Source organism: Enterococcus villorum, from assembly GCF_007990225.1.
GTDB classification, from domain to species: domain Bacteria; phylum Bacillota; class Bacilli; order Lactobacillales; family Enterococcaceae; genus Enterococcus_B; species Enterococcus_B villorum.
In genome coordinates this window covers 14,623-33,437 of sequence record NZ_BJWF01000030.1, presented here as the reverse complement: position 1 = coordinate 33,437, position 18,815 = coordinate 14,623, and the positions used below count along the sequence as shown (strand labels likewise).

At 33.3% G+C, this 18,815-nt stretch carries 22 protein-coding genes and 2 pseudogenes; 20 read left to right on the top strand and 4 right to left on the bottom strand.

Annotated elements, in window-relative coordinates:
- The first annotated feature begins 220 nt into the window (after positions 1-220).
- From EVI01_RS10095 to EVI01_RS10080, 4 genes are all read left to right on the top strand, one after another.
- The gene (locus EVI01_RS10095; RefSeq protein ID WP_010750301.1) at positions 221-1,441 is read left to right on the top strand and encodes a metallophosphoesterase family protein; all 1,221 of its coding nucleotides are present in this window, start codon (positions 221-223) and stop codon (positions 1,439-1,441) included.
- Positions 1,438-4,155, top strand: coding sequence for an ATP-binding protein (locus EVI01_RS10090; protein WP_146811642.1), 2,718 nt, complete (start codon positions 1,438-1,440; stop codon positions 4,153-4,155). Before EVI01_RS10095 ends, EVI01_RS10090 begins: the two co-directional genes overlap by 4 nt.
- Entirely contained in the window at positions 4,139-5,083 is a 945-nt protein-coding gene (locus EVI01_RS10085) for a 3'-5' exoribonuclease YhaM family protein (protein ID WP_010750303.1), read from the top strand. Before EVI01_RS10090 ends, EVI01_RS10085 begins: the two co-directional genes overlap by 17 nt.
- A gap of 158 nt (positions 5,084-5,241) precedes the next feature.
- The gene (locus tag EVI01_RS10080) at positions 5,242-5,457 is read left to right on the top strand and encodes a hypothetical protein (protein WP_010750304.1); all 216 of its coding nucleotides are present in this window, start codon (positions 5,242-5,244) and stop codon (positions 5,455-5,457) included.
- A 38-nt stretch (positions 5,458-5,495) separates the two neighbouring features.
- Here the strand turns inward: EVI01_RS10080 and EVI01_RS10075 are convergent, their stop codons facing one another.
- From EVI01_RS10075 to EVI01_RS10065, 3 genes are all read right to left on the bottom strand, one after another.
- The gene (locus EVI01_RS10075) at positions 5,496-6,524 is read right to left on the bottom strand and encodes a peptidylprolyl isomerase (RefSeq protein WP_010750305.1); all 1,029 of its coding nucleotides are present in this window, start codon (positions 6,522-6,524) and stop codon (positions 5,496-5,498) included.
- A gap of 176 nt (positions 6,525-6,700) precedes the next feature.
- Positions 6,701-7,039 (bottom strand): YtxH domain-containing protein, encoded by a 339-nt coding sequence (locus EVI01_RS10070; protein WP_010750306.1) that lies wholly within the window; start codon positions 7,037-7,039, stop codon positions 6,701-6,703.
- Entirely contained in the window at positions 7,032-7,466 is a 435-nt protein-coding gene (locus tag EVI01_RS10065) for an HIT family protein (RefSeq protein ID WP_010750307.1), read from the bottom strand. The genes EVI01_RS10070 and EVI01_RS10065 overlap by 8 nt, the downstream gene beginning before the upstream one ends.
- Before the next feature lie 135 nt (positions 7,467-7,601).
- Here EVI01_RS10065 and EVI01_RS10060 point away from each other — a divergent pair, with 135 nt between their 5' ends.
- From EVI01_RS10060 to trmB, 4 genes are all read left to right on the top strand, one after another.
- Positions 7,602-8,339 carry an ABC transporter ATP-binding protein gene (locus tag EVI01_RS10060; protein ID WP_010750308.1) on the top strand — a complete coding sequence of 246 codons (738 nt, stop codon included), beginning with the start codon at positions 7,602-7,604 and terminating at the stop codon, positions 8,337-8,339.
- The gene (locus EVI01_RS10055; protein ID WP_010750309.1) at positions 8,332-9,543 is read left to right on the top strand and encodes an ABC transporter permease; all 1,212 of its coding nucleotides are present in this window, start codon (positions 8,332-8,334) and stop codon (positions 9,541-9,543) included. The genes EVI01_RS10060 and EVI01_RS10055 overlap by 8 nt, the downstream gene beginning before the upstream one ends.
- A gap of 190 nt (positions 9,544-9,733) precedes the next feature.
- Positions 9,734-10,516: a phosphotransferase family protein gene (locus tag EVI01_RS10050; RefSeq protein WP_010750310.1), complete on the top strand. Its 783-nt coding sequence runs from the start codon at positions 9,734-9,736 to the stop codon at positions 10,514-10,516.
- Positions 10,517-10,652: 136 nt separating this feature from the next.
- On the top strand, positions 10,653-11,309 hold the full coding sequence (gene trmB, locus EVI01_RS10045) for a tRNA (guanosine(46)-N7)-methyltransferase TrmB (protein WP_025480589.1): 657 nt from the start codon (positions 10,653-10,655) through the stop codon (positions 11,307-11,309).
- Between the two features lie 185 nt (positions 11,310-11,494).
- Here the strand turns inward: trmB and EVI01_RS10040 are convergent.
- A pseudogene (locus EVI01_RS10040) lies at positions 11,495-11,812 on the bottom strand (adenine deaminase C-terminal domain-containing protein); the annotation flags it as partial.
- A 97-nt stretch (positions 11,813-11,909) separates the two neighbouring features.
- On the opposite strand from EVI01_RS10040, the gene EVI01_RS13890 reads away from it, so the two are divergent.
- The 12 genes and pseudogenes from EVI01_RS13890 (at position 11,910) to EVI01_RS09985 (ending at position 18,664) form a co-directional block, all read left to right on the top strand.
- Positions 11,910-12,035, top strand: coding sequence for a MerR family transcriptional regulator (locus EVI01_RS13890; RefSeq protein ID WP_222593953.1), 126 nt, complete (start codon positions 11,910-11,912; stop codon positions 12,033-12,035).
- A gap of 24 nt (positions 12,036-12,059) precedes the next feature.
- Positions 12,060-12,196, top strand: a pseudogene (locus EVI01_RS14130) (IS607 family transposase); the annotation flags it as partial.
- Positions 12,170-12,283 (top strand): helix-turn-helix domain-containing protein, encoded by a 114-nt coding sequence (locus EVI01_RS13710; RefSeq protein ID WP_244150189.1) that lies wholly within the window; start codon positions 12,170-12,172, stop codon positions 12,281-12,283. The pseudogene EVI01_RS14130 and the gene EVI01_RS13710, both read left to right, overlap by 27 nt.
- A 293-nt stretch (positions 12,284-12,576) precedes the next feature.
- Positions 12,577-13,506, top strand: a complete 930-nt coding sequence (gene comGA, locus EVI01_RS10025; RefSeq protein WP_010750313.1) for a competence type IV pilus ATPase ComGA — start codon at positions 12,577-12,579, stop codon at positions 13,504-13,506.
- The gene (gene comGB / locus EVI01_RS10020) at positions 13,463-14,512 is read left to right on the top strand and encodes a competence type IV pilus assembly protein ComGB (protein ID WP_010750314.1); all 1,050 of its coding nucleotides are present in this window, start codon (positions 13,463-13,465) and stop codon (positions 14,510-14,512) included. The genes comGA and comGB overlap by 44 nt, the downstream gene beginning before the upstream one ends.
- On the top strand, positions 14,509-14,805 hold the full coding sequence (gene comGC, locus EVI01_RS10015) for a competence type IV pilus major pilin ComGC (RefSeq protein ID WP_010750315.1): 297 nt from the start codon (positions 14,509-14,511) through the stop codon (positions 14,803-14,805). Before comGB ends, comGC begins: the two co-directional genes overlap by 4 nt.
- Positions 14,786-15,247 (top strand): competence type IV pilus minor pilin ComGD, encoded by a 462-nt coding sequence (gene comGD, locus EVI01_RS10010; RefSeq protein WP_010750316.1) that lies wholly within the window; start codon positions 14,786-14,788, stop codon positions 15,245-15,247. Before comGC ends, comGD begins: the two co-directional genes overlap by 20 nt.
- A 79-nt stretch (positions 15,248-15,326) precedes the next feature.
- Entirely contained in the window at positions 15,327-15,536 is a 210-nt protein-coding gene (locus tag EVI01_RS14125; RefSeq protein ID WP_244150187.1) for a hypothetical protein, read from the top strand.
- Positions 15,523-15,951, top strand: a complete 429-nt coding sequence (comGF, locus tag EVI01_RS10000; protein WP_010750318.1) for a competence type IV pilus minor pilin ComGF — start codon at positions 15,523-15,525, stop codon at positions 15,949-15,951. Before EVI01_RS14125 ends, comGF begins: the two co-directional genes overlap by 14 nt.
- Complete coding sequence (gene comGG / locus EVI01_RS09995; protein ID WP_010750319.1) at positions 15,920-16,282, top strand: competence type IV pilus minor pilin ComGG; 363 nt, start codon at positions 15,920-15,922, stop codon at positions 16,280-16,282. The genes comGF and comGG overlap by 32 nt, the downstream gene beginning before the upstream one ends.
- A 165-nt stretch (positions 16,283-16,447) precedes the next feature.
- Entirely contained in the window at positions 16,448-17,455 is a 1,008-nt protein-coding gene (locus EVI01_RS09990; protein ID WP_010750320.1) for a class I SAM-dependent methyltransferase, read from the top strand.
- Between the two features lie 24 nt (positions 17,456-17,479).
- The gene (locus EVI01_RS09985) at positions 17,480-18,664 is read left to right on the top strand and encodes an acetate/propionate family kinase (protein ID WP_010750321.1); all 1,185 of its coding nucleotides are present in this window, start codon (positions 17,480-17,482) and stop codon (positions 18,662-18,664) included.
- The last annotated feature ends 151 nt before the right edge of the window (positions 18,665-18,815 follow it).

The window sequence follows — 18,815 nt, the reverse complement described above, 5'->3', positions numbered from 1 at the left end:
TAGTTTGAAAAGAATCGCTATTTGATGAAAGCTCGGAAAAATTACTCTAGCAATCATTTTTGAAACAGTTCCTTCATATGAAGTGAACTTGAAGTAGTCCAGTACAAAATATACGAACAAATTTTCGGTTTTTGATGAAAAAAATAGTTGGAAATGGTATGATAAAATAGTTAATTATTTTAGTAACTTACGTTTATTTTGCACAAAAGGAGGATGTTTAATGGTGAAATTTATCCATGCAGCTGATTTACATATGGATCGTTCATTTGAAGGATTGGTTATTTTAGATAAACAGGTGCAAGAAAAACTAGTAGAAGCAAACTTAAAAGTTTTGTCTAATATCATAGAAAAAGCAATATTAAACGAGGTAGATTTTGTTTTACTTGTAGGAGATAGTTTTCATCAAAATCGACCTTCGTTAAAAATACAGAAGCATTTTTTTGATCAAATAGAGCGGTTGAATGAAAAAAAAATTGATGTCTTCATGATATTTGGAAACCATGATTATTATCAAAAAGAGCGCTACTGGTTTACATTTCCTGAAAATGTCCATCTTTTCTCTTCAGAAGAAGTCGAAACAAAAGAATTCATTACTAAAAAAGGAGAAAAAGTGGCTATCAGTGGATTTAGTTATCAACACCAATGGATTCAAATAGATAAAGTAGCTGAATTTCCTTTCCGTGAAGCAGTAGATTATCACATTGGCATGTATCATGGTGAAATTGGTGGGGAACAAAACGGCAATTATGCGCCGTTTCAACCTTCTAGCATGCAAGAAAAAGGATATGATTATTGGGCGTTGGGGCATATCCATGTACCGATGTCGTTAAATGAAAAAGGTACAATTAATTATCCAGGAGCTCCTCAAGGTCATACTCAAAAAGAACAGTTAGCAGAGTCAATTTTGCTTGTGGAATTAATCGCTGGAGAATGTCATACACAATCTTTAGAAGTAGCAGAAGTCTATTGGAAAACAAAAACGATTTCTTTACGTCAGGCACAAACAACGCAAGATGTTTTAAAAGTCATTCAAGCCCAATTAAATGAAGAGGAAAAAACAATGACTTTGTTGGATGTAAAAGTGACGGATTTTGATCATTTAAAACAAGAAGTAATAGAAAGAATCCAATCAGGAGAATTGTTGGAATACCTAACAGAAAAATTCACTTCACATTTATCAAACTTGCTTATTTGGCGTATATCTATCCAGAGTGAAGAACTAAGAAATCGCATACCTCTAAAAGTATCTCCCGCATTAATTACGCAAATTTTTGAATCGTATCAGGCAGATGAGGATTTTTATCAAATTTTAAGTGAGATGTATAGTCATTCAGAGGCCGCTCGATTAATGAATGAATTGCCAGACTATCGAGAACATACTTTAGCTAAAGCAAGAAAGCTCATTGAGGAAGATTTTGTGTTCGAGGAGGAAACGATATGAGAATCCTACGAATCGAAATTGCTGCATTTGGTAAGTGGAGACAGAAAAGATTTGATTTTGTTTCAGGAAATCAATTAATTTATGGAGAAAATGAAGCAGGTAAATCGACTATTTATCAATTTATTCAAGCCATATTATTTGGATTTCCTTCAAAAGGAAAGAAAAAAAAGGATTACACACCTAAAGACGGCTCAGCTTATGGAGGAAAAATTTGGCTGGATCATCCTGTATATGGAACCTTTGTTGTGGAACGGTATAAACAACAAAATAGAGGAAAAGCGAAAGTGTTACTCGATGAACAACAAGGTAGCGATGAACTATTAGAGAAATTACTTGCTCCTCTAACAAAAGATTTGTTCCAACAAGTCTTTACTTTTCAACAAGAACAGTTAACGGACTTAGATCATTTACGTGAAAAGGAATTACATGATGCTTTAATCTCATTAGGGATTACGGGCAGTTCTCACGTATTTCAAAAGAGACAAGATTATTATCAACAGGCACAACAACTTTTTAAGAAAAAAGGTCAGAAACTGTTGATCAATCAAAAATTAAATGAATGGAAGAAACTTCAAGAAAAAATACGACAAAAACAAGAACAAGAATCGGTTTTCAGTCAGCTTGTTCAGCAAGAACAAAGTTATGAAAAAAAACAGTCAGTTATACAAGCAAAATTGAAAGAAATAAATGAAAAAATTTCTCATAACAAACAACAGGAATTGAACTATTCATTATATGAAGAATGGCAAGTACTACAAGCTAATACGTTATCTCAGGTACCTAAAGAAGAGTTACTTTTAGAATTAGAAGAATTTTCTCGGCGATATCAGCAAATGACAGAACGCTTAGATGAACTAGAAGCTACTTTAGAAAAACACAGTGGGATGGATCAACAATCTGCACGGTATTATTTTTATTTAGAACAAGAAGAAGCTCTAAAAAATTTGCAAAAGCAACAACCACAAATTGAACAATGGATCAATGAATGGCAAAGGCTACAAATTGAAGAAAGAGAAACAGCAGCAGAATTAAAAATATTGGAACAAAGGTGGCAGTGGCAAAGAACACAAACGCCACAAGAATTTCTCTATATAGAAGAATGGCAAAAACTCTTTTCTCAAAATCTTGTCTTGCAAGATCAAATGAACCAGTTGACGATTAGAGCATCAATCGTCTTGGAACAAAAACGTTTACTTGAAGAGGAAGTGAATAAACTAGAAGAAACTTATCCAGAATTATTACAGACGCATTTGCCAAAAAATCAAACAAAACGTAAAATACCAATCCTCATTTCTGCTAGTTTATTATTTATTTTAGGTATTTTTATTCCAATGCCTTGGAAGCTATTTTTCTTTTTAGCTGCCTTAGGAATCCTGGGATACACATTTTATTTTGAAAAAGGAAAAACAGGACAAAAAAATAGTTTATCAGAAATCAAAGGGATGTGGCAAGAAAAGTTAGGACAATTAGATAATATACTTGCACAAGTGGAAGAGATCAACCAAAATCAAAAAAATAAAAAAAGTGAACAACAAAGGTTGCAAAAACAGGTCTTAGAGTTTGCAGCAAATCATCAATTAGGCACAATGAATACCTTAGAAATGATGAAAGAATACGGCCAAGAAGTGTCTGATTATCAAAATCTATATGAACGCTTTATAAAAAAACAAGAGCGAGCAAACGAAGTTCGACAACAATTAGTGAAAGCTAACGGAGAATTTGATTTAGCCAAAGATTGGTTACCGTTACAAGATAAGGACATTGCTGAAAAAATGAAGCTCTTATCACATTTTATTCAAGAGATGGAACAGTTGAAGTTTGCTAGAAGTTACCAACAAAACACGCTATTAAAACAAGAAATAAATCAACTGAAAAAGAAACAAAAAACTTTATTAAATGACTATAATGAACGAATGAAACAAGTGGATCTCACTTACCCATCTGAAGTGCCTGCCTATTTACAAAAAGTAAAACAAACAAAAACACAGCTTCGTCGTCTGAAGGACTTAGATCGTTTGTTAACTCCACTTTTTCCAAAAAAACGGACAAAAGAACAGTTAAGAAACGCCTTAAATCAATATCAAGAAGAGCAATACCAATATCAATTAGAAGAAAAAGAAATGATCGAGCAGCATCAACGTTTAAAAATACAAGTGGAAGAATTGCAAAAAGATGGCACATTAGACGAATTGTATCAAGAAGCAAGCTTATTAAAAACACAAATACAACAACTACTTGAACGATGGGGCGGTTTAATGATTGCAGGGACGTTTTTAGGGGATCTTTCGACCGAAATGAGTGAACGTCAATTACCGCAGTTATTAAAGGTGGCTGGCCATTATTTAGAGATTTTAACCCAAAAGAACTATCAGAATATTTTATTAAAAAGTGATACGTTGACTTTGACTGACGGTGTCACTGAATTTCCAATTTATGAATTATCTACCGGAACGAAGGATCAATTGATTATGGCCATGAGATTTGCTTATTTGTCTTTGGAATCCAAGCGGTCGATTTGTCCGATCATTATTGATGACGGCTGGTTGCATTATGATCATCAACGAAAATATCAATTAGCGAAACTTTTAGCAGAATTTGGAAAAAATTATCAAGTTATTTGTTTTTCTTCTGACCAAGAAATGGTAAGCTATTACCAAGACTTACAACAATCTGTGAATATATTAAAGGGAGTAAATAATGAAAAAAATTCGTGAATTAGTGATAGATGAACAATTTGAATTGTTTGTTTTGATTAAAAATGCTGACGTAAGAGTGGCTAAAAACGGAAAAAAATTTATTGCATTTACTTTTCAAGATACCTCTGGAACGATTGATGGTAAATATTGGGATGCATCAGAAGATGAAATCAAAAAATTTACTGCTGGAACGGTTGTCTTCTTAAGTGGCAAGAGAGAAGTTTATCAAGGGAACCCGCAAGTAAAGATTTTGCATATGCGCTTGACTAAAATTGATGAGCCAAGTGAACCAAGTCTTTATATGGAACGCGCACCTTTGAAGAAGGAAGAAATGGAAGAAGAGATCAATCAATTATTGTTTGAGATAACCAATGCTCATTGGAACCGCATCGTTCGTTATTTGCTAAATAAGTATCAAAAACAATTTTTTGAGTTCCCAGCGGCAAAACGAAACCACCATGCTTTTGCAAGTGGCTTAGCCTATCACACATTAACAATGTTACATTTAGGAAAATCAATTGTCGATGAATATCCTGAATTGAATCGTGCTTTATTATATGCTGGTATTATTTTACATGATTTAGGAAAAGTAATTGAATTATCAGGGCCGATGAGTACAGAATACACTCTAGCGGGAAATTTAGTTGGACATTTAGTTTTAGTGGATGAAGAAATTACTAAGGCATGTATTGCCTTAAAAATCAATGAAGCAGAAGAAGATGTGCTTGTATTGCGGCATATGGTGTTGGCTCACCATGGTTTATTAGAGTATGGCTCTCCTGTTCGTCCACGTATCATGGAAGCGGAAGTACTTCATCAAATCGATAATATTGATGCTTCGATGCAAATGATGCTAACTTCTATTAAACAAACAGAACCAGGGAAATACACGGATCGTATTTTTGGTATGGATAATCGCAGTTTTTATGTACCAAAAGATGTCTAAGTAAAAATAATTTTATCGCACGTCGTTCAGAAAGAAAAAATGTTGAACGACGTGTGTTTATTTGATTGTATTTCATTTTTATTATTGAAAAAATAAAACAATCGTGTAAGATTATATTCAGTAGAGAAACCGTTTTATCAATAGGAGGAAAATATTAAATGAATCAGTCTATCCAATTATTTAGTGAACGAAAAGACCCATTATTTATTTGGGTGATCGGGATATTCTTCTCCGTGTGTTTACTGTATGTTGCTTATAAAATGAGAAATAGATCAAAACTGGCATTGATTACTTTAACCACTACTGGTGTGTTTATATGTATCATTACGTTGTTTGCAACGATTGTTACCTTGATGACTAGAATGAGCTTTTAAAAAAACAGACCCATAAAATAGGTCTGTTTTTATTTTGTTTATTTACTTGATGATTCTGTCGTTTTTGTTTCAGAAGATTTTGTTTCAGAAGATTTTGTTTCAGAAGATTTTGTTTCTGATGATTTTGTTTCAGAAGATTTTGTTTTGGAATCAGATGTGCTTGTGCCAGTTGTTTCTGTCGTAAATTGACTTAATACAGATTTAAACGCATCATCTTTCACTTTAACATTTTCTTCTTTTAGGACTTTAGAGATAACTTTTGTTTGGAATGCTTGGTCCTTTATTTGTGTATCTTTGGCAATTTTTGTTAATTCTTTTTTGTATTTGTCCATATCATTGCCTTTACTTTGGTTTTTCACCATTTTTACGACATAATAATCAGTTGAGTATGAAGTCGTATTTGTAGCAGAAATAACATCAGATACTTGACCATCTTTTAATTTGAACGCTGCTTCTTTAACTTCAGATGGAACAGTCGTTGTTTCTGAATCGAATTTGATTTTTCCACCATCGTCTTTTGTTTCTGTATCTGTTGATTTTTCTTTAGCTAATTTAGTAAAGTCAGTACCATCATCAGCAGATTTTTTCACTTCTTTTGCTTCATCTTCACTGCTTAATTTAATGATTTGAGCTTCCACTTCTGGATGGAAAGTTTTCCAAGCAGTTTTCAAGTCATCATTCGTAACCTTAACATTTGCTTCCATTGCAGCTTGAAATACCAAGTTATCTCGAATCAGCTTTTTATAAGATTCTTCTGTATAACCTGCTGACTCTAATTGAGATTCAAAAGTATCACCCATTGATTCTTTACTTTTCTTATATTCAGCATCTACTTCTTTATCACTTACTTTATCGCCATATTGATTATTTAATGCTTTAAAAATAATCATATTTTGAACTAATTGTTGGTTGGTTTGGTTAGTTTTTGCTTCATCGTAGAAGTCTGAAACAGTGATTTTTCCACCTTTCATAGTGGCGATCTCTTGATTGGTGTTTCCTGAACAAGCAGCCAATGCTAAAACAGCTAAAGCACTAGTTGCAGCTAAAATTATTTTTTTCTTTTTCATTAAAATTGTTCTCCTGTGATTTATTATTATTCTTACATATATAACTATAACATATTCAATTCCTAATAAAAACGGTCTCGTGATAGTTTCAAACAAAATTCAAAATTTAATCACATTCCATTGAAAAATTTAAAATAAACATAAAATTAAACTCAAAAACGCTGGAAAAATGCGCATTATTGCATGTCTTGTGGAAAATCATCGGATAGTTTTTTCACTTGTTTTTGAATTTGAGCGATTCTCGGTTCTGCTTGAAACTTATAATTTTCTATATCTTTTTTTATTGCTTCTTGAAAAGCGGGAATGACACTTTTGGCAGTTTCCCTTGTTTCATTTAGGGAGTGTTTAAAATTATTGAGACTGTTATTTAATTCGTTGGTTAATTCGGTGGCTTCTTCTAATTCAGTAATGAGTTTTTTTCTAGTTTCATTGCCACTTCTAGGAGCAAATAATAATCCAGAAATCGCGCCGACTGTTGTACCAAAAACAATTCCTTTTAAAAAGTTTTTAATCAATTTTGTTCACCTGCTCTTCGATTTTATGCTGGATATCTATTAGTTCTTCTGGAGTATAGTCAGCCTGATGATTGCCAAAATGGATCGAAAAATCATCTTTTTCACTGTAACGTGGAACCAAATGAATGTGTGAATGAAAGACTGTCTGATAAGCTAATTCACGATTATTATTTAAGATATTTAGACCTTGCATTTCTGGAAATGCCTGTTCAAGTGAACGTGCAATTTTAGGGATTCGGGAAAAAATAGTAGCGGCTAATGCTTTATCATACTCAAAAATGTCTGAAACATGTTGTTTAGGAATAACTAAAGTATGCCCTTTTGTTGTTTGTGAAATATCTAAAAAAGCATAAACTACTTCGTCTTCATAAATTTTATAACTAGGAATTTCTTGGTTGATGATTTTGCAAAAAATACAATTTTCCATGTGAAACATCCTCTCTCCATAAATAATTATTTAAATTAACTTTACCATATGTTCAAAGATTTGTATGAAAAAAAATAAATTGATAGGGTTTTCTTCATGGTATAATAAAAATAGCATAGTTATGGAGGAATTTTTATGAGTTTAATTGTTGAACATGTGACAGGAGGGTATGGACACTTACCTGTTTTAAAAGATATTAGTTTTAGCGTGAAGTCTGGTGAAATGGTTGGCTTGATTGGATTAAATGGAGCGGGGAAGAGTACAACGATTAAACATATCATTGGACTATTAGAACAAAAAAAAGGATCAATTACAATCAACGATCGGAGTTTAAAAAAGGATCCAGAAGCCTACAGAAAACAAATTGGTTATATACCTGAAACGCCTTCTTTATATGAAGAACTTACTTTAAAAGAACACATTGAAGTAACAGCGATGGCGTATGATATTCCAATTGATGAAGCGATGAAAAGAGCAGAAAAGCTTTTACAAACCTTTCGTTTAGAAAATCGTTTGGAATGGTTGCCTGCCAATTTTTCAAAAGGGATGAAGCAAAAGGTTATGATCTTATGTGCATTTTTGATTGAACCTTCTTTATATATCATTGATGAACCATTTTTAGGTTTGGATCCATTAGCTATCAATGCTTTGTTAGAATTGATGGTCGAAATGAAGAACGAAGGTTCAGGTATTTTAATGTCTACTCATATTTTAGCTACAGCAGAAAAATATTGTGACCGATTCGTTGTTTTGCATAACGGGGAAATACGTGCAAATGGGACATTAGAAGACCTCCAAAAAGAATTTCACTTACCTGGTTCTTCGTTAGATGATATTTATATTTCCTTAACAAAGGAGCAAGAACATGAATAATTTTTTTCAATTACGATTAGCAAAACACCAAAAAAAAATGATGAAGTATTTACGATACGTTTTAAATGATCATTTTGTCCTGGTTTGCTTATTTCTGATTGGTGGGATAGGTTTTTATTATTCAAACTGGTTGAAAACTTTGACTACGCCTTTTTATATTGGGGGAATCATTCTTTCATTGTTTTGGCTTATTTGTTTGTTTATTGGTAAATTTGCCACATTTACGCAAGCAGCAGACATTGTTTTCTTATTACCAAAAGAAAAGGAAATCCGTGAATATTTACAGCATGCATTTCGTTATTCGTGTGTATTCCCATTTTTATTTTTAAGCTTAGCTTGCGGTTTTTCAATGCCGCTAGTCGTGGTTACAACTGGTCAACCTTTCTCTTTTTATTTCATTTATTTGTTTATCTTGTGTTGCTTAAAAAGTAGTCAACTTCAGTTGAAACGAGTAGAAATATTTCGGATAGAAAAGAAAGAGTTAATAATATGGAAAATTTTTTGGATCCTTACTACTTCCCTGATTTTGTTGATTGGGATTTATGGATGGATCTGGGCTGGCTTACTAGGTGCTGTTGCACAGTCTAGTATTTATTCTTTCTTTTTGTGGAAGAAAATGTCTTACCATTTAGATTGGGAAAAAATGGTGCAAGTAGAAGAACAACGTTTGCATCAAATCTATCAGTTTATCAATTTATTTACTGACGTCCCAGAGATTACTTCGAGAATAAAAAGACGACGTTATCTCGATCCTCTTTTACAAAAAGTGAACAAAAATTCTGGAAATACTTATTTTTATCTTTATGCTAGAAGATTTATTAGAGGATCGGATTTTAGTGGCCTTTTTTTACGATTATTGTTTATTGGCGGACTATTGATTGCCAGCATGGATGATGTTTATTTTATAACAGCTGTTGGTATGTTGTTTATTTATCTTATCGGGTTTCAATTGCTTCCTTTGTATAATCAATTTCGCTATATGACACTGGTTCAACTGTATCCAATAAAAGAAACACAGAAAAAGCAAGCCATACAGAAACTATTATTCTGGTTATTGATCATTACGGCAGGTATTTTTGGTTTGATCGGAGCAATTGTGTTAGATGGGTTAGATAAAATTATTCCAATGGTGGGCTACTTACTCCTTGTTAGTTTATTTATTAAAATCTATCTGCCTACCCGGATAAAGAAAATGATGGAGTAAACGTATTGCCGAGAGAAAATAAATTGAGTGAATAAGGAAAATTCCCTTATTCGCTCGATTTTTTTGTTAAAAGATGGTTTTGTGAAGAAGAATAGCTGAAAAAAGAACGTATATGTGCTTGACGTTCGGGACTTAGGCGACTAGAATAATAAGTACTGCAAATCATAGAGTTAAGAGGACGGGAGAATGCATGATGGAGTTTCAGTTAGACCAAGAATGGCGTTTACGCCCAATCAAAGGTGATACAGGAAAAACATACATAGGCATGCGTGATGAAGATAAGGTCTTTATTAAAAGAAATACGACTCCAATGCTTGCTGCACTATCCCGAGAAGGAATCACGCCTAAACTAGTATGGACAAAACGTACCGGAAATGGAGACACTTTAACAGCACAAGAGTGGTTAGAAGGACATCTATTGACCCCTAATGAGATTGGTCAGCGTAATGATGTGATTGACGTATTGTATCACTTGCATCACTCAACATCACTTAAGACGATGCTAACACGTATTGGTGGAAAAGTGATGACACCTGAGAAAATGCTACAACAGTACGAATTAGAATTGCCTGATACACTTAAAAACCACCGGTTTTTACAAATTGTTCACCAGTTCTTACGACAACAGCTCCCACAGGCGGAAAAAGAAAAATTTGCTGTGGTGCATGGTGATGTGAATCATCGAAACTGGCTTGTGTGTAAGAATTATTTATATTTGGTGGATTGGGATTCAATTATGTTTGCTGATCCAGCTGTGGACATTGCAACGATTTTAGGAAATTATGTTCCATTATCTAATTGGAATCAATGGTTAGTGACATATGGTATACGTCCGACTGACGAAATATTAGAAAAGTTACATTGGTATGCGGCAATGAATCTTTTACAAGAAATTACAAGATATTGCCAGCGAGAAGACCATCGAAGAATGAATGAAGAAATCTTACAGCTGAAAAGAATTTTTAGTGGCTGAAAAGAAATCGTGTTAATAGAAATGAGTGAGAACAAAGCAATTATTGCTTGTTTATTTATTCAAGTTAAGATCAGAAGAGTAGAAAATCACTTGACTGATCTTAATTTTTTTAGCAGAGAAAGGAATGGAAAAGGTCATGCGTGTACGTAATCGCCCAGGAGCTGCAGAAATGTTAGCAGCACATCCAGATTTAGTGATCAATGAGCCAACAAAATGGAAAGGGAAATGGAATGAACTGTTTGGTAACGATAAACCAATCCATATCGAAATTGGTATGGGGAAAGGACAGTTTATTACTGGTATGGCAAAAGCGCATCCTGACATCAATTATATAGGTGTTGAAATGCAAGTTAGTGTAGTCTCCATTGCATTAGATAAATTAATTGAAGATCCCTTGCCCAATTTAAAATTATTGCACGTGGATGGTTCGGCATTAACCGAATACTTTGCAGATAGTGAAGTCGATCAAATTTATTTGAACTTTTCAGATCCTTGGCCTAAAAAAAGACATGAGAAACGAAGATTAACGTATCGAACTTTTTTAGCTGTTGATGAACAAATTTTGCGTCCTCAAGGTGAGATTCATTTTAAAACAGATAACCAAGGATTGTTTGAATACTCTTTAGCTAGTTTTTCACAATACGGAATGATCATTAAACAAGTATGGCTAGATTTACATCAAAGCGAATTTAACGGAAATATCATGACGGAATACGAAGAAAAATTTTCTTCTAAAGGGCAAAGAATCTATCGAGTAGAAGCTCAGTTTCCTGATAAAACAAAAAATAAATAGAATGCTTTAGAAAAAAAGCAATTAAAAAGAGGTTAAGACAACATGTAAGAGGGCTAAGGCTCTCATGGACATTTGTCTTAACCTTTTTATCTCGAAAATTATATCCATTAAATCGTCAAATTGTTAAAACGTTAATATTAGATATAAGTTGTATTTGAGAATAGATGATATCAAGCATTTTTTACTTACACAGATGGTTCAATTAAACTGAATTTGGAGAAAGAAAATAGGCCTTTATCAGTGAGTTTTAATTCTGGAATCACCGATAATGTCAAAAATGATAAGGTTAAAAACGGATCAAAAGTTTGGCTAGCTCCTAAGTTATGTGCTTCTTTGACTAAAGTTACTAACTGTTCATTAACGACTGAAAAAGGTGCTTGTGTCATCAATCCACCAATTGGTAAAGGCAAAGAAGATACTTCTTTCCCATCGTTAACCACGATCATTCCGCCACCTTTTTGGATCAATTGATTCGCTGCAAAGAGCATATCTTTATCAGTGGAGGTGAACAACAGTTGACAGAAATATATAAATATCTATAAATATATTATTCTTAATATCGATATGTGGTGTAATTTTATCAAGGTGAAGACTATGCTTATGTATTCGATAGGAGAACTTGGAAAACAAATAGTTGTCACGCCACAAACATTGAGAAATAGAGATAAAAAAGGAGAATTAAAACCTGCTCTTGTCTCACAAGATGGCACTCGTTATTATTTTTGAAAAACAACGAAATCAATTCTACAAAAAAAGACTGAAGAGCAGGAATTAGTTGAGGACTTCATCCAGATGATCACCGTTTTTAGTTACCGATTACAAGGAAAACGAGTAAAGCTAAGAAGATAATGAAAAAATTGATGGAAGATGATGCGAGCCAAGAAAGTAAGATTACGCCCAATGAAGAACAAGAAAAACAGCTTTGGCAATCAGCAGGAACTGCACGTTGGATTATTAACCAAACAAAAAAGTAAGAAAGATTGAGAAACGTTTACGTCGGTTACAGCGTAAATTTTCACGAAAATACGAGTGGAATAAGGAGGAAACCCGATTTGTCAAAACGCGTAACATCTATAAATTAGAAAAAGAAATTCGGCGTACCCATCGAAAACTAGCCAATATTCGTCAAAATTATTTACATCAAACAATAACGGAGATAGTGAAAACCAAACCATCAAGGATTGTTGTAGAAATAGGAAGTAACATAAATCTGACAATTTTTACAGTTGGATAGAAATATTTATGGATTTTTGGCAACGGGAAGAAGATGGATATAAAAACAATTTCAGATAATCTCATTAAAGAAAGTTATAAGAACAACGTGCAAGATATCTATATATTACCCTACAAGTCTCAATTTAAAATTTATTATCGTTATAGCAAAAAACGAATGTTTCAAAAAGAATTGATGTTTGAAACAGGACAGCAATTGATTTCAAGATCTAAATATTTAGGAAAGATGGATATTGGAGAAAGACGAAAAGCCCAGGTAGGTTCTTTAACGTATATGTTGAGAGAAAATGAAATAAGATTGAGATTATCGTCAGTAGGAGATTACTTACAACGAGAAAGTTTAGTCATCCGTTTATTATACGATTTATCTGAGAAGCAATTTCGCTGTTTTTCTTCAATGGATTTAAAGGTCATCTGTGAGCGAACGAAAAATCGTGGTCTTTATTTGTTTAGTGGTCCAGTTGGTTCGGGAAAAACTTCGTTGATGTATTATTTAGCACGAGAAGAGAACCGACAAGTGATTACAATTGAAGATCCGGTGGAAATCGAACAGCCATTATTTTTACAATTACAAGTAAATGAGAAAATCGAACAAACGTATGATCAATTGTTAAAACTTGCATTGCGACATCGTCCCGACTTACTAATTATAGGAGAAATCAGAGATGAAAAAACAGCAAATGTCGCAATACGAGCAGCTTTAACAGGTCATCGTGTCTTTGCCACGGTCCATGCCCGACATTTAGATGGGATAGAAGCTAGAATGATTGAATTAGTGGGTAGAAAAGAAGAATTGGCTGAATGTTTGGCAGGAGTAGTTTATCAAGAGATTCTATTAGATGACATGCAGTCAGCTGCTGTTATGTGGGGATATAATTTTACGTACCATGGTTTTGAGAAGAAAGGATGGGATCGTAGCTATGAAGAAGCACGAAACAATCAATGGCGATCGTGTGCTTTTTAAGAAAATGTCACTCAGTCATCAAGCAAAATATATACAATTGACAGGTGAATTACTTGTTAATGGCTTTAGTATTCAAGAAACAATGGATATATTGTTAAAAATGGCACCTGTTCCTAAAATTTATTTACAACAAGGGCAACAGTTACTACAAAGTGGTCATACTTTTTATGATGTTTTACAAGAAATGGGTTTTACTCAAGAAAAACTAGTGCAAATCGAATTGGCAGAAAGTCATGGAAATTTAATAAAAACATTAAAAAGCATGGCTGAACAATTTCGATTAGTAGAAGAATTTCGAAAAGAACTAAAAAAAATCATCAGCTATCCTTGCCTATTGCTTTTATTTTTGTTGGGGATTTTATTAGCTTTAAGACAATTTATTTTACCTCAATTACTTCATACTGAGATGGTGATGAATACTCACTGGGGCATTTTATTACTTCAATCTTTTCATTGGTATGTGTTGGCAACTTTGTGTCTTGTTTTATTCGTATTTTTTTACATAAAAATTAGGTTAGCAAAAATGGACATGATCCAAAAAGGTGAATGGTTCAGTAGACAACTAGTAGTAGGAACTTTTTTTTCACTCTATCAATCTGCATATATCGCTTTAGAATTTGGCAAATTATTTTACGAAGGGTTAGAGTTACAACAAATTATTTTTTGTTTGAAGGAAACAAAACAAGGAAGCTTGATTCAATTGTTAGCTTTTCGCTTGGCTAAAGGTCTAGAAACAGGGATTCCTTTGGCTAAGCAATTTCAGGATTATTCGTTTTTAACAAAAGAATTTAGTCAAATTATTTTACAAGGGGAAGCCAAAGGCAACTTAGGCAAGGAACTTTTATTTTATAGTAAATTAACAAGACAACAATTTTTTCAAAAAATCAATCAATGGCTCCATTGGTTACAACCTATCCTTTTTCTTGCGATTGCTGGGTTGTTATTATTGATTTATGCAGCTATTTTGTTGCCTGTGTATGGCAATATTGAGGAGGTTTTGTTATGAAAGAAAAGATAAAGAGATCTTCACACCGAGCGCTTTATCTAAAAGCATTTACCTTGATTGAAATGTTGATCGTTCTTTTGGTGATTAGTGCACTTGTCCTTTTATTCATCCCAAACATCTCACGTTATCGTGATCATGTGAATAAAGAAGGGAAACAAGCTGTTCTTCAGTTGATCGATGCACAAAAAGAACTATATTCCTTGCAAAATAATGGGAAAGTGCCTACCATCTCAGAACTTTTAAAAGAAGGATATATCAAACAGGAGCATGCAGATGCTTATAACCAGAAATAGAACGTTTTTTTACAGCTATACCTTGATTGAAACTGTATTTGTTTTAGTCGTTACCCTGGGAATGTTTATTTTCCCTGTTTTTTCTGTCGCTTCTTGGCAAAAACAGATGGCAATTGAGCAATTTTTTACACAATTTGAACATCGAATTTACGTGACACAAAAAATAGCCATCGTAAACCAACAAACAACGACAATCGCTTATGATCCAAACCTCAATCAAATGATATTTAACATACCAAAGACAATGATTGATTGGGCAATTTTAAAAGTTCCAAAAGAAATTGAAGTAAAAAAGAAAGAAAAAATTTCTTTTGCTGCCTATACTGGCAATGAAAGTTCATTAAAGGCATATGAATTTTACTGGAATGAAAAAAAGCAAACCATTATCTACCAATTTCAGATGGGGAGTGGTCATTATATTAAAAAAATCAAACAAGAGTAGTTTTATTCTTTTAGAAACATTGGTTGCTATGTCTATGACCAGCGCTTGTATCTTTTTGATCAACCATGGGAATATCTATTTGTTAAAAGCAGAAAAACACAGTAACCAAGAAATAGTATTGCTTCGTCAGTTGTATGAAGATGTAAAAACGTATCGAATACATCATGAATTACCAATAAGAACGAGTGAAGGATCAAAAAGTCAAACAAAAATAAAAACAGAAAATAAAAAAATTCAAAAAGTTAAGATTATACAAGGAGAAAAAGTGATAGAAATTGCCAAAATATAAAACCAAGCATGCGTTCACATTGATCGAGTGTCTCATCTCACTATTTGCTTTAAGTACAATTTTACTTTCTATAAATTTATTGATCCATCAAACTGTTCAAATCGATCATTATTTAAAACGAAAAGATCAAAAAGAATGGCTGATTTTCCTTGCCCAATTTGAAGAAGAAATCAAAGGTGGCACGAATGTGGTGATTAAAGAAAATCGTATCCACTATGAAAAAAAAGAAAAAGATTTCATAGTTGAGCAGTATCAAAATATGATCCGCAAACGTGAAAAAGCCGGCGGTCATCAGCCGATGCTGACGCAGGTGAAAAAATGGGAAGTGAGAGATTCTGCGGTAGCAATCATTTTGTTAGTAGAATTTGAAAATGGAGAAAAAAATGAAGGAATATGGACCAAATCATTCACGTAGGTCGTTGTTTAAAGGAAATATTTTGTTTTCCACACTTTTATTATTTTTAGTTTGCAGTTTTTTATTGTTCACTACAGTAGAAACTTACCGTTTGACTGTTGATATGAACCACCGCGTTAAATGCTATTATTTAGCTAAAATAATGAAACAAATGTTTTTATCAGAAAGTCATGAATTAAAAAAACAAGATGTAACGCATTACACTGTAGGAACGATCCATTATAAGAAATTAAATCGACAGTTAGAGATAGAAATTACTATTGATCAATATGTTTTTAAGTTTGTAGAAAACATTAATAATGATACAGAAAGTAATACAGTGGAGGGGTGAAACTGTGAAAACGCCCTCTTTTCTGTTATATCACTGTTTGCTTATGATAGATGTTTTCTATTTCACAAATAAAAAAGTGTGAAAACGATTGAAATTTTGCGGATAGTTCGTTAAAATTAAACAGGTAAAATAATTGTTATAATATATCTAGAAATGAGGTGCACGATGTTACCAGAAAAAATGGAACAAGGTTTTGAACAAAACCTAAAAGCGATTCAGCTTTTACAGAATGCATTGGGAACTTCCTTTTTAGAAGCCTATGTCGAAAATGCTGAAAACTTAATCGACAACTATCAAGTGCGAGTGGTGAATGGTGTACCAACGGAAGAAGTCGCAAAGCAAATTTCCGACTTATATAAAGAAATCAGCCAGCTAACCTTTGAACCAGAAGAGTGGCGTCGACTGTCTCAGTTACTGTTACTAAAAGGAAGTCAAACAGAACATCTCCAAGCAAACCACCAACTTACGCCAGATAGCATCGGTTTTTTGTTTGTCTTTTTAATTGAACAGCTATTCACAAATAAAAAAGAACCACTCAAGATTTTAGACATTGCAGCAGGAATGGGCAACTTGTTATTAACAGTTCTTTTAAACCTAGCCAATGCAGGATATCAAGCAGAAGGCTTGGGCGTAGATATTGATGATACGTTGTTAGCAGTCGCTGCTTCAACAAGTGATTTGACTCAAGCAAATGTCCAATATTTTCACCAAGATGGATTACAAGATTTACTGGTTGATCCAGTTGATGTGGCAATCAGCGATTTACCAATTGGTTATTATCCGAACGATCAAAAAGCAAAAGAATTTTTAACAAGCACTAACGAAGGACATAGTTATGCTCACCATCTGTTATTAGAACAAGCCATGAAATATGTGAAACCAGATGGATTTGGATTATTTTTGATGCCAAGTAACTTTTTAGAAACAGAACAAAGCGAAGACGTCAAAAGATGGTTTAAAGAAGAAGGTTATCTTCAAGGGATGATCCAATTACCAGATGAACTATTCCGAAATAAGCAATCACAAAAAAGTATTTTGATTTTACAAAAAAAAGGAACAAATGCCAAACAAGCCCAAGAAGTCTTGCTTGTAAAACTTGATTCACTAAAGAAACCAGAGAAGGTGACCGAATTTTTTAAAGAATTTGCAACATGGAAATCGGCTTCTCTTTAATCATTCACCAAGAAGGAGAGTTATATGTCTAAAACAATTGCAATTAATGCTGGAAGTTCAAGTTTAAAATGGCAATTATATCAAATGCCAGAAGAAACTGTAATCGCTAAAGGAATCGTCGAAAGAATCGGCTTAAAAGATTCAATTTTTACTATTAAGTACGGAGATGATCAGAAATTCGAACAAATTATGGATATTGATGATCATGAAGTAGCTGTAAAAATGTTATTAGATCAATTAATTGAATTGCAAATTTTAAGTTCTTACCATGAGATCACAGGCGTCGGTCATCGTGTTGTACATGGCGGAGAAACATATGGTGATTCTGTTATTGTTGATGAAGACGTGATGAAACGAATTGAAGAATTAGCAGAATTTGCTCCACTGCACAACCCTGCCAATCTGATGGGCATTAAGGCGTTCAAGAAAATCTTACCTGATATTCTTAGTGTGGCGGTGTTTGATACCTCTTTTCATGCAACGATGCCAAAACACAATTATTTATACAGCCTTCCTGTTTCTTATTATGAAGATTTCAAAGTAAGAAAATATGGTTTCCACGGTACTAGCCATCGTTATGTATCAGAACGTGCAGCAAAGATGTTAGATAAACCAATTGAAGAATTAAAATTAATTACTTGTCATTTAGGTAATGGTGTTTCAATCACTGCTGTAGATGGTGGTAAATCAGTGGATACTTCAATGGGCTTCACACCTCTTGCAGGAGTAACAATGGGTACTCGTTCTGGAGATATTGATCCGGCTGTTCTTCCGTATCTAATGGAAAAATTAGAAATTGATATCGATGAAATGATTACTATTTTAAATAAGAAATCTGGACTTTTAGGTTTAACAGGTCTATCAAGTGATATGCGTGATCTTGAAAAAAATCATGATCAAGAGCATATTCATTTAGCCTATGATGTCTTTGTGGATCGTATCCGTAAATACATTGGTGGTTATGTAACAACGATGAACGGGGTAGATGCGATTATTTTCACTGCTGGAATCGGTGAAAATGATGGGCATGTTCGTAGTGAAATCATCAAAGGAATGACATGGTTTGGCTGCGAGATCGATCCAGAAATGAACAAACTTCGTGGCGAAGAATTAGACATTTCAACAAAAGATTCAAAAGTGAAAGTCTTAGTTATCCCTACAGACGAAGAGTTAATGATTGCTCGTGATGTGGAACGTTTGCGTAAATAAATCTAAGAATTGATAGCGATAATTACATTTAAATTATCTACATCAACCATAAAATATTGTTTACTGAATGTTAAAAATAACCTTTTCCGAAGTGAATGTTATTCACTTCGGTTTTTTTGTTTTGTAGAATAGGTAATTTAAAAGATAAACT

Bases quoted from the DNA above. Each gene is read 5' to 3' on its own strand.
- EVI01_RS10065 (WP_010750307.1), bottom strand. From the start codon at position 7,466: ATGGAAAATTGTATTTTTTGCAAAATCATCAACCAAGAAATTCCTAGT.
- comGG (WP_010750319.1), top strand. From the start codon at position 15,920: ATGAAGGAATATGGACCAAATCATTCACGTAGGTCGTTGTTTAAAGGA.
- EVI01_RS10050 (WP_010750310.1), top strand. From the start codon at position 9,734: ATGATGGAGTTTCAGTTAGACCAAGAATGGCGTTTACGCCCAATCAAA.
- EVI01_RS10095 (WP_010750301.1), top strand. From the start codon at position 221: ATGGTGAAATTTATCCATGCAGCTGATTTACATATGGATCGTTCATTT.
- EVI01_RS09990 (WP_010750320.1), top strand. From the start codon at position 16,448: ATGTTACCAGAAAAAATGGAACAAGGTTTTGAACAAAACCTAAAAGCG.
- EVI01_RS09985 (WP_010750321.1), top strand. From the start codon at position 17,480: ATGTCTAAAACAATTGCAATTAATGCTGGAAGTTCAAGTTTAAAATGG.
- EVI01_RS10075 (WP_010750305.1), bottom strand. From the start codon at position 6,524: ATGAAAAAGAAAAAAATAATTTTAGCTGCAACTAGTGCTTTAGCTGTT.
- comGC (WP_010750315.1), top strand. From the start codon at position 14,509: ATGAAAGAAAAGATAAAGAGATCTTCACACCGAGCGCTTTATCTAAAA.
- EVI01_RS10060 (WP_010750308.1), top strand. From the start codon at position 7,602: ATGAGTTTAATTGTTGAACATGTGACAGGAGGGTATGGACACTTACCT.
- comGD (WP_010750316.1), top strand. From the start codon at position 14,786: ATGCTTATAACCAGAAATAGAACGTTTTTTTACAGCTATACCTTGATT.
- EVI01_RS13890 (WP_222593953.1), top strand. From the start codon at position 11,910: ATGTATTCGATAGGAGAACTTGGAAAACAAATAGTTGTCACGCCACAA.
- EVI01_RS10085 (WP_010750303.1), top strand. From the start codon at position 4,139: ATGAAAAAAATTCGTGAATTAGTGATAGATGAACAATTTGAATTGTTT.
- EVI01_RS10090 (WP_146811642.1), top strand. From the start codon at position 1,438: ATGAGAATCCTACGAATCGAAATTGCTGCATTTGGTAAGTGGAGACAG.
- comGB (WP_010750314.1), top strand. From the start codon at position 13,463: ATGAAGAAGCACGAAACAATCAATGGCGATCGTGTGCTTTTTAAGAAA.
- EVI01_RS10080 (WP_010750304.1), top strand. From the start codon at position 5,242: ATGAATCAGTCTATCCAATTATTTAGTGAACGAAAAGACCCATTATTT.
- EVI01_RS10055 (WP_010750309.1), top strand. From the start codon at position 8,332: ATGAATAATTTTTTTCAATTACGATTAGCAAAACACCAAAAAAAAATG.
- EVI01_RS13710 (WP_244150189.1), top strand. From the start codon at position 12,170: ATGGAAGATGATGCGAGCCAAGAAAGTAAGATTACGCCCAATGAAGAA.
- trmB (WP_025480589.1), top strand. From the start codon at position 10,653: ATGCGTGTACGTAATCGCCCAGGAGCTGCAGAAATGTTAGCAGCACAT.
- comGA (WP_010750313.1), top strand. From the start codon at position 12,577: ATGGATATAAAAACAATTTCAGATAATCTCATTAAAGAAAGTTATAAG.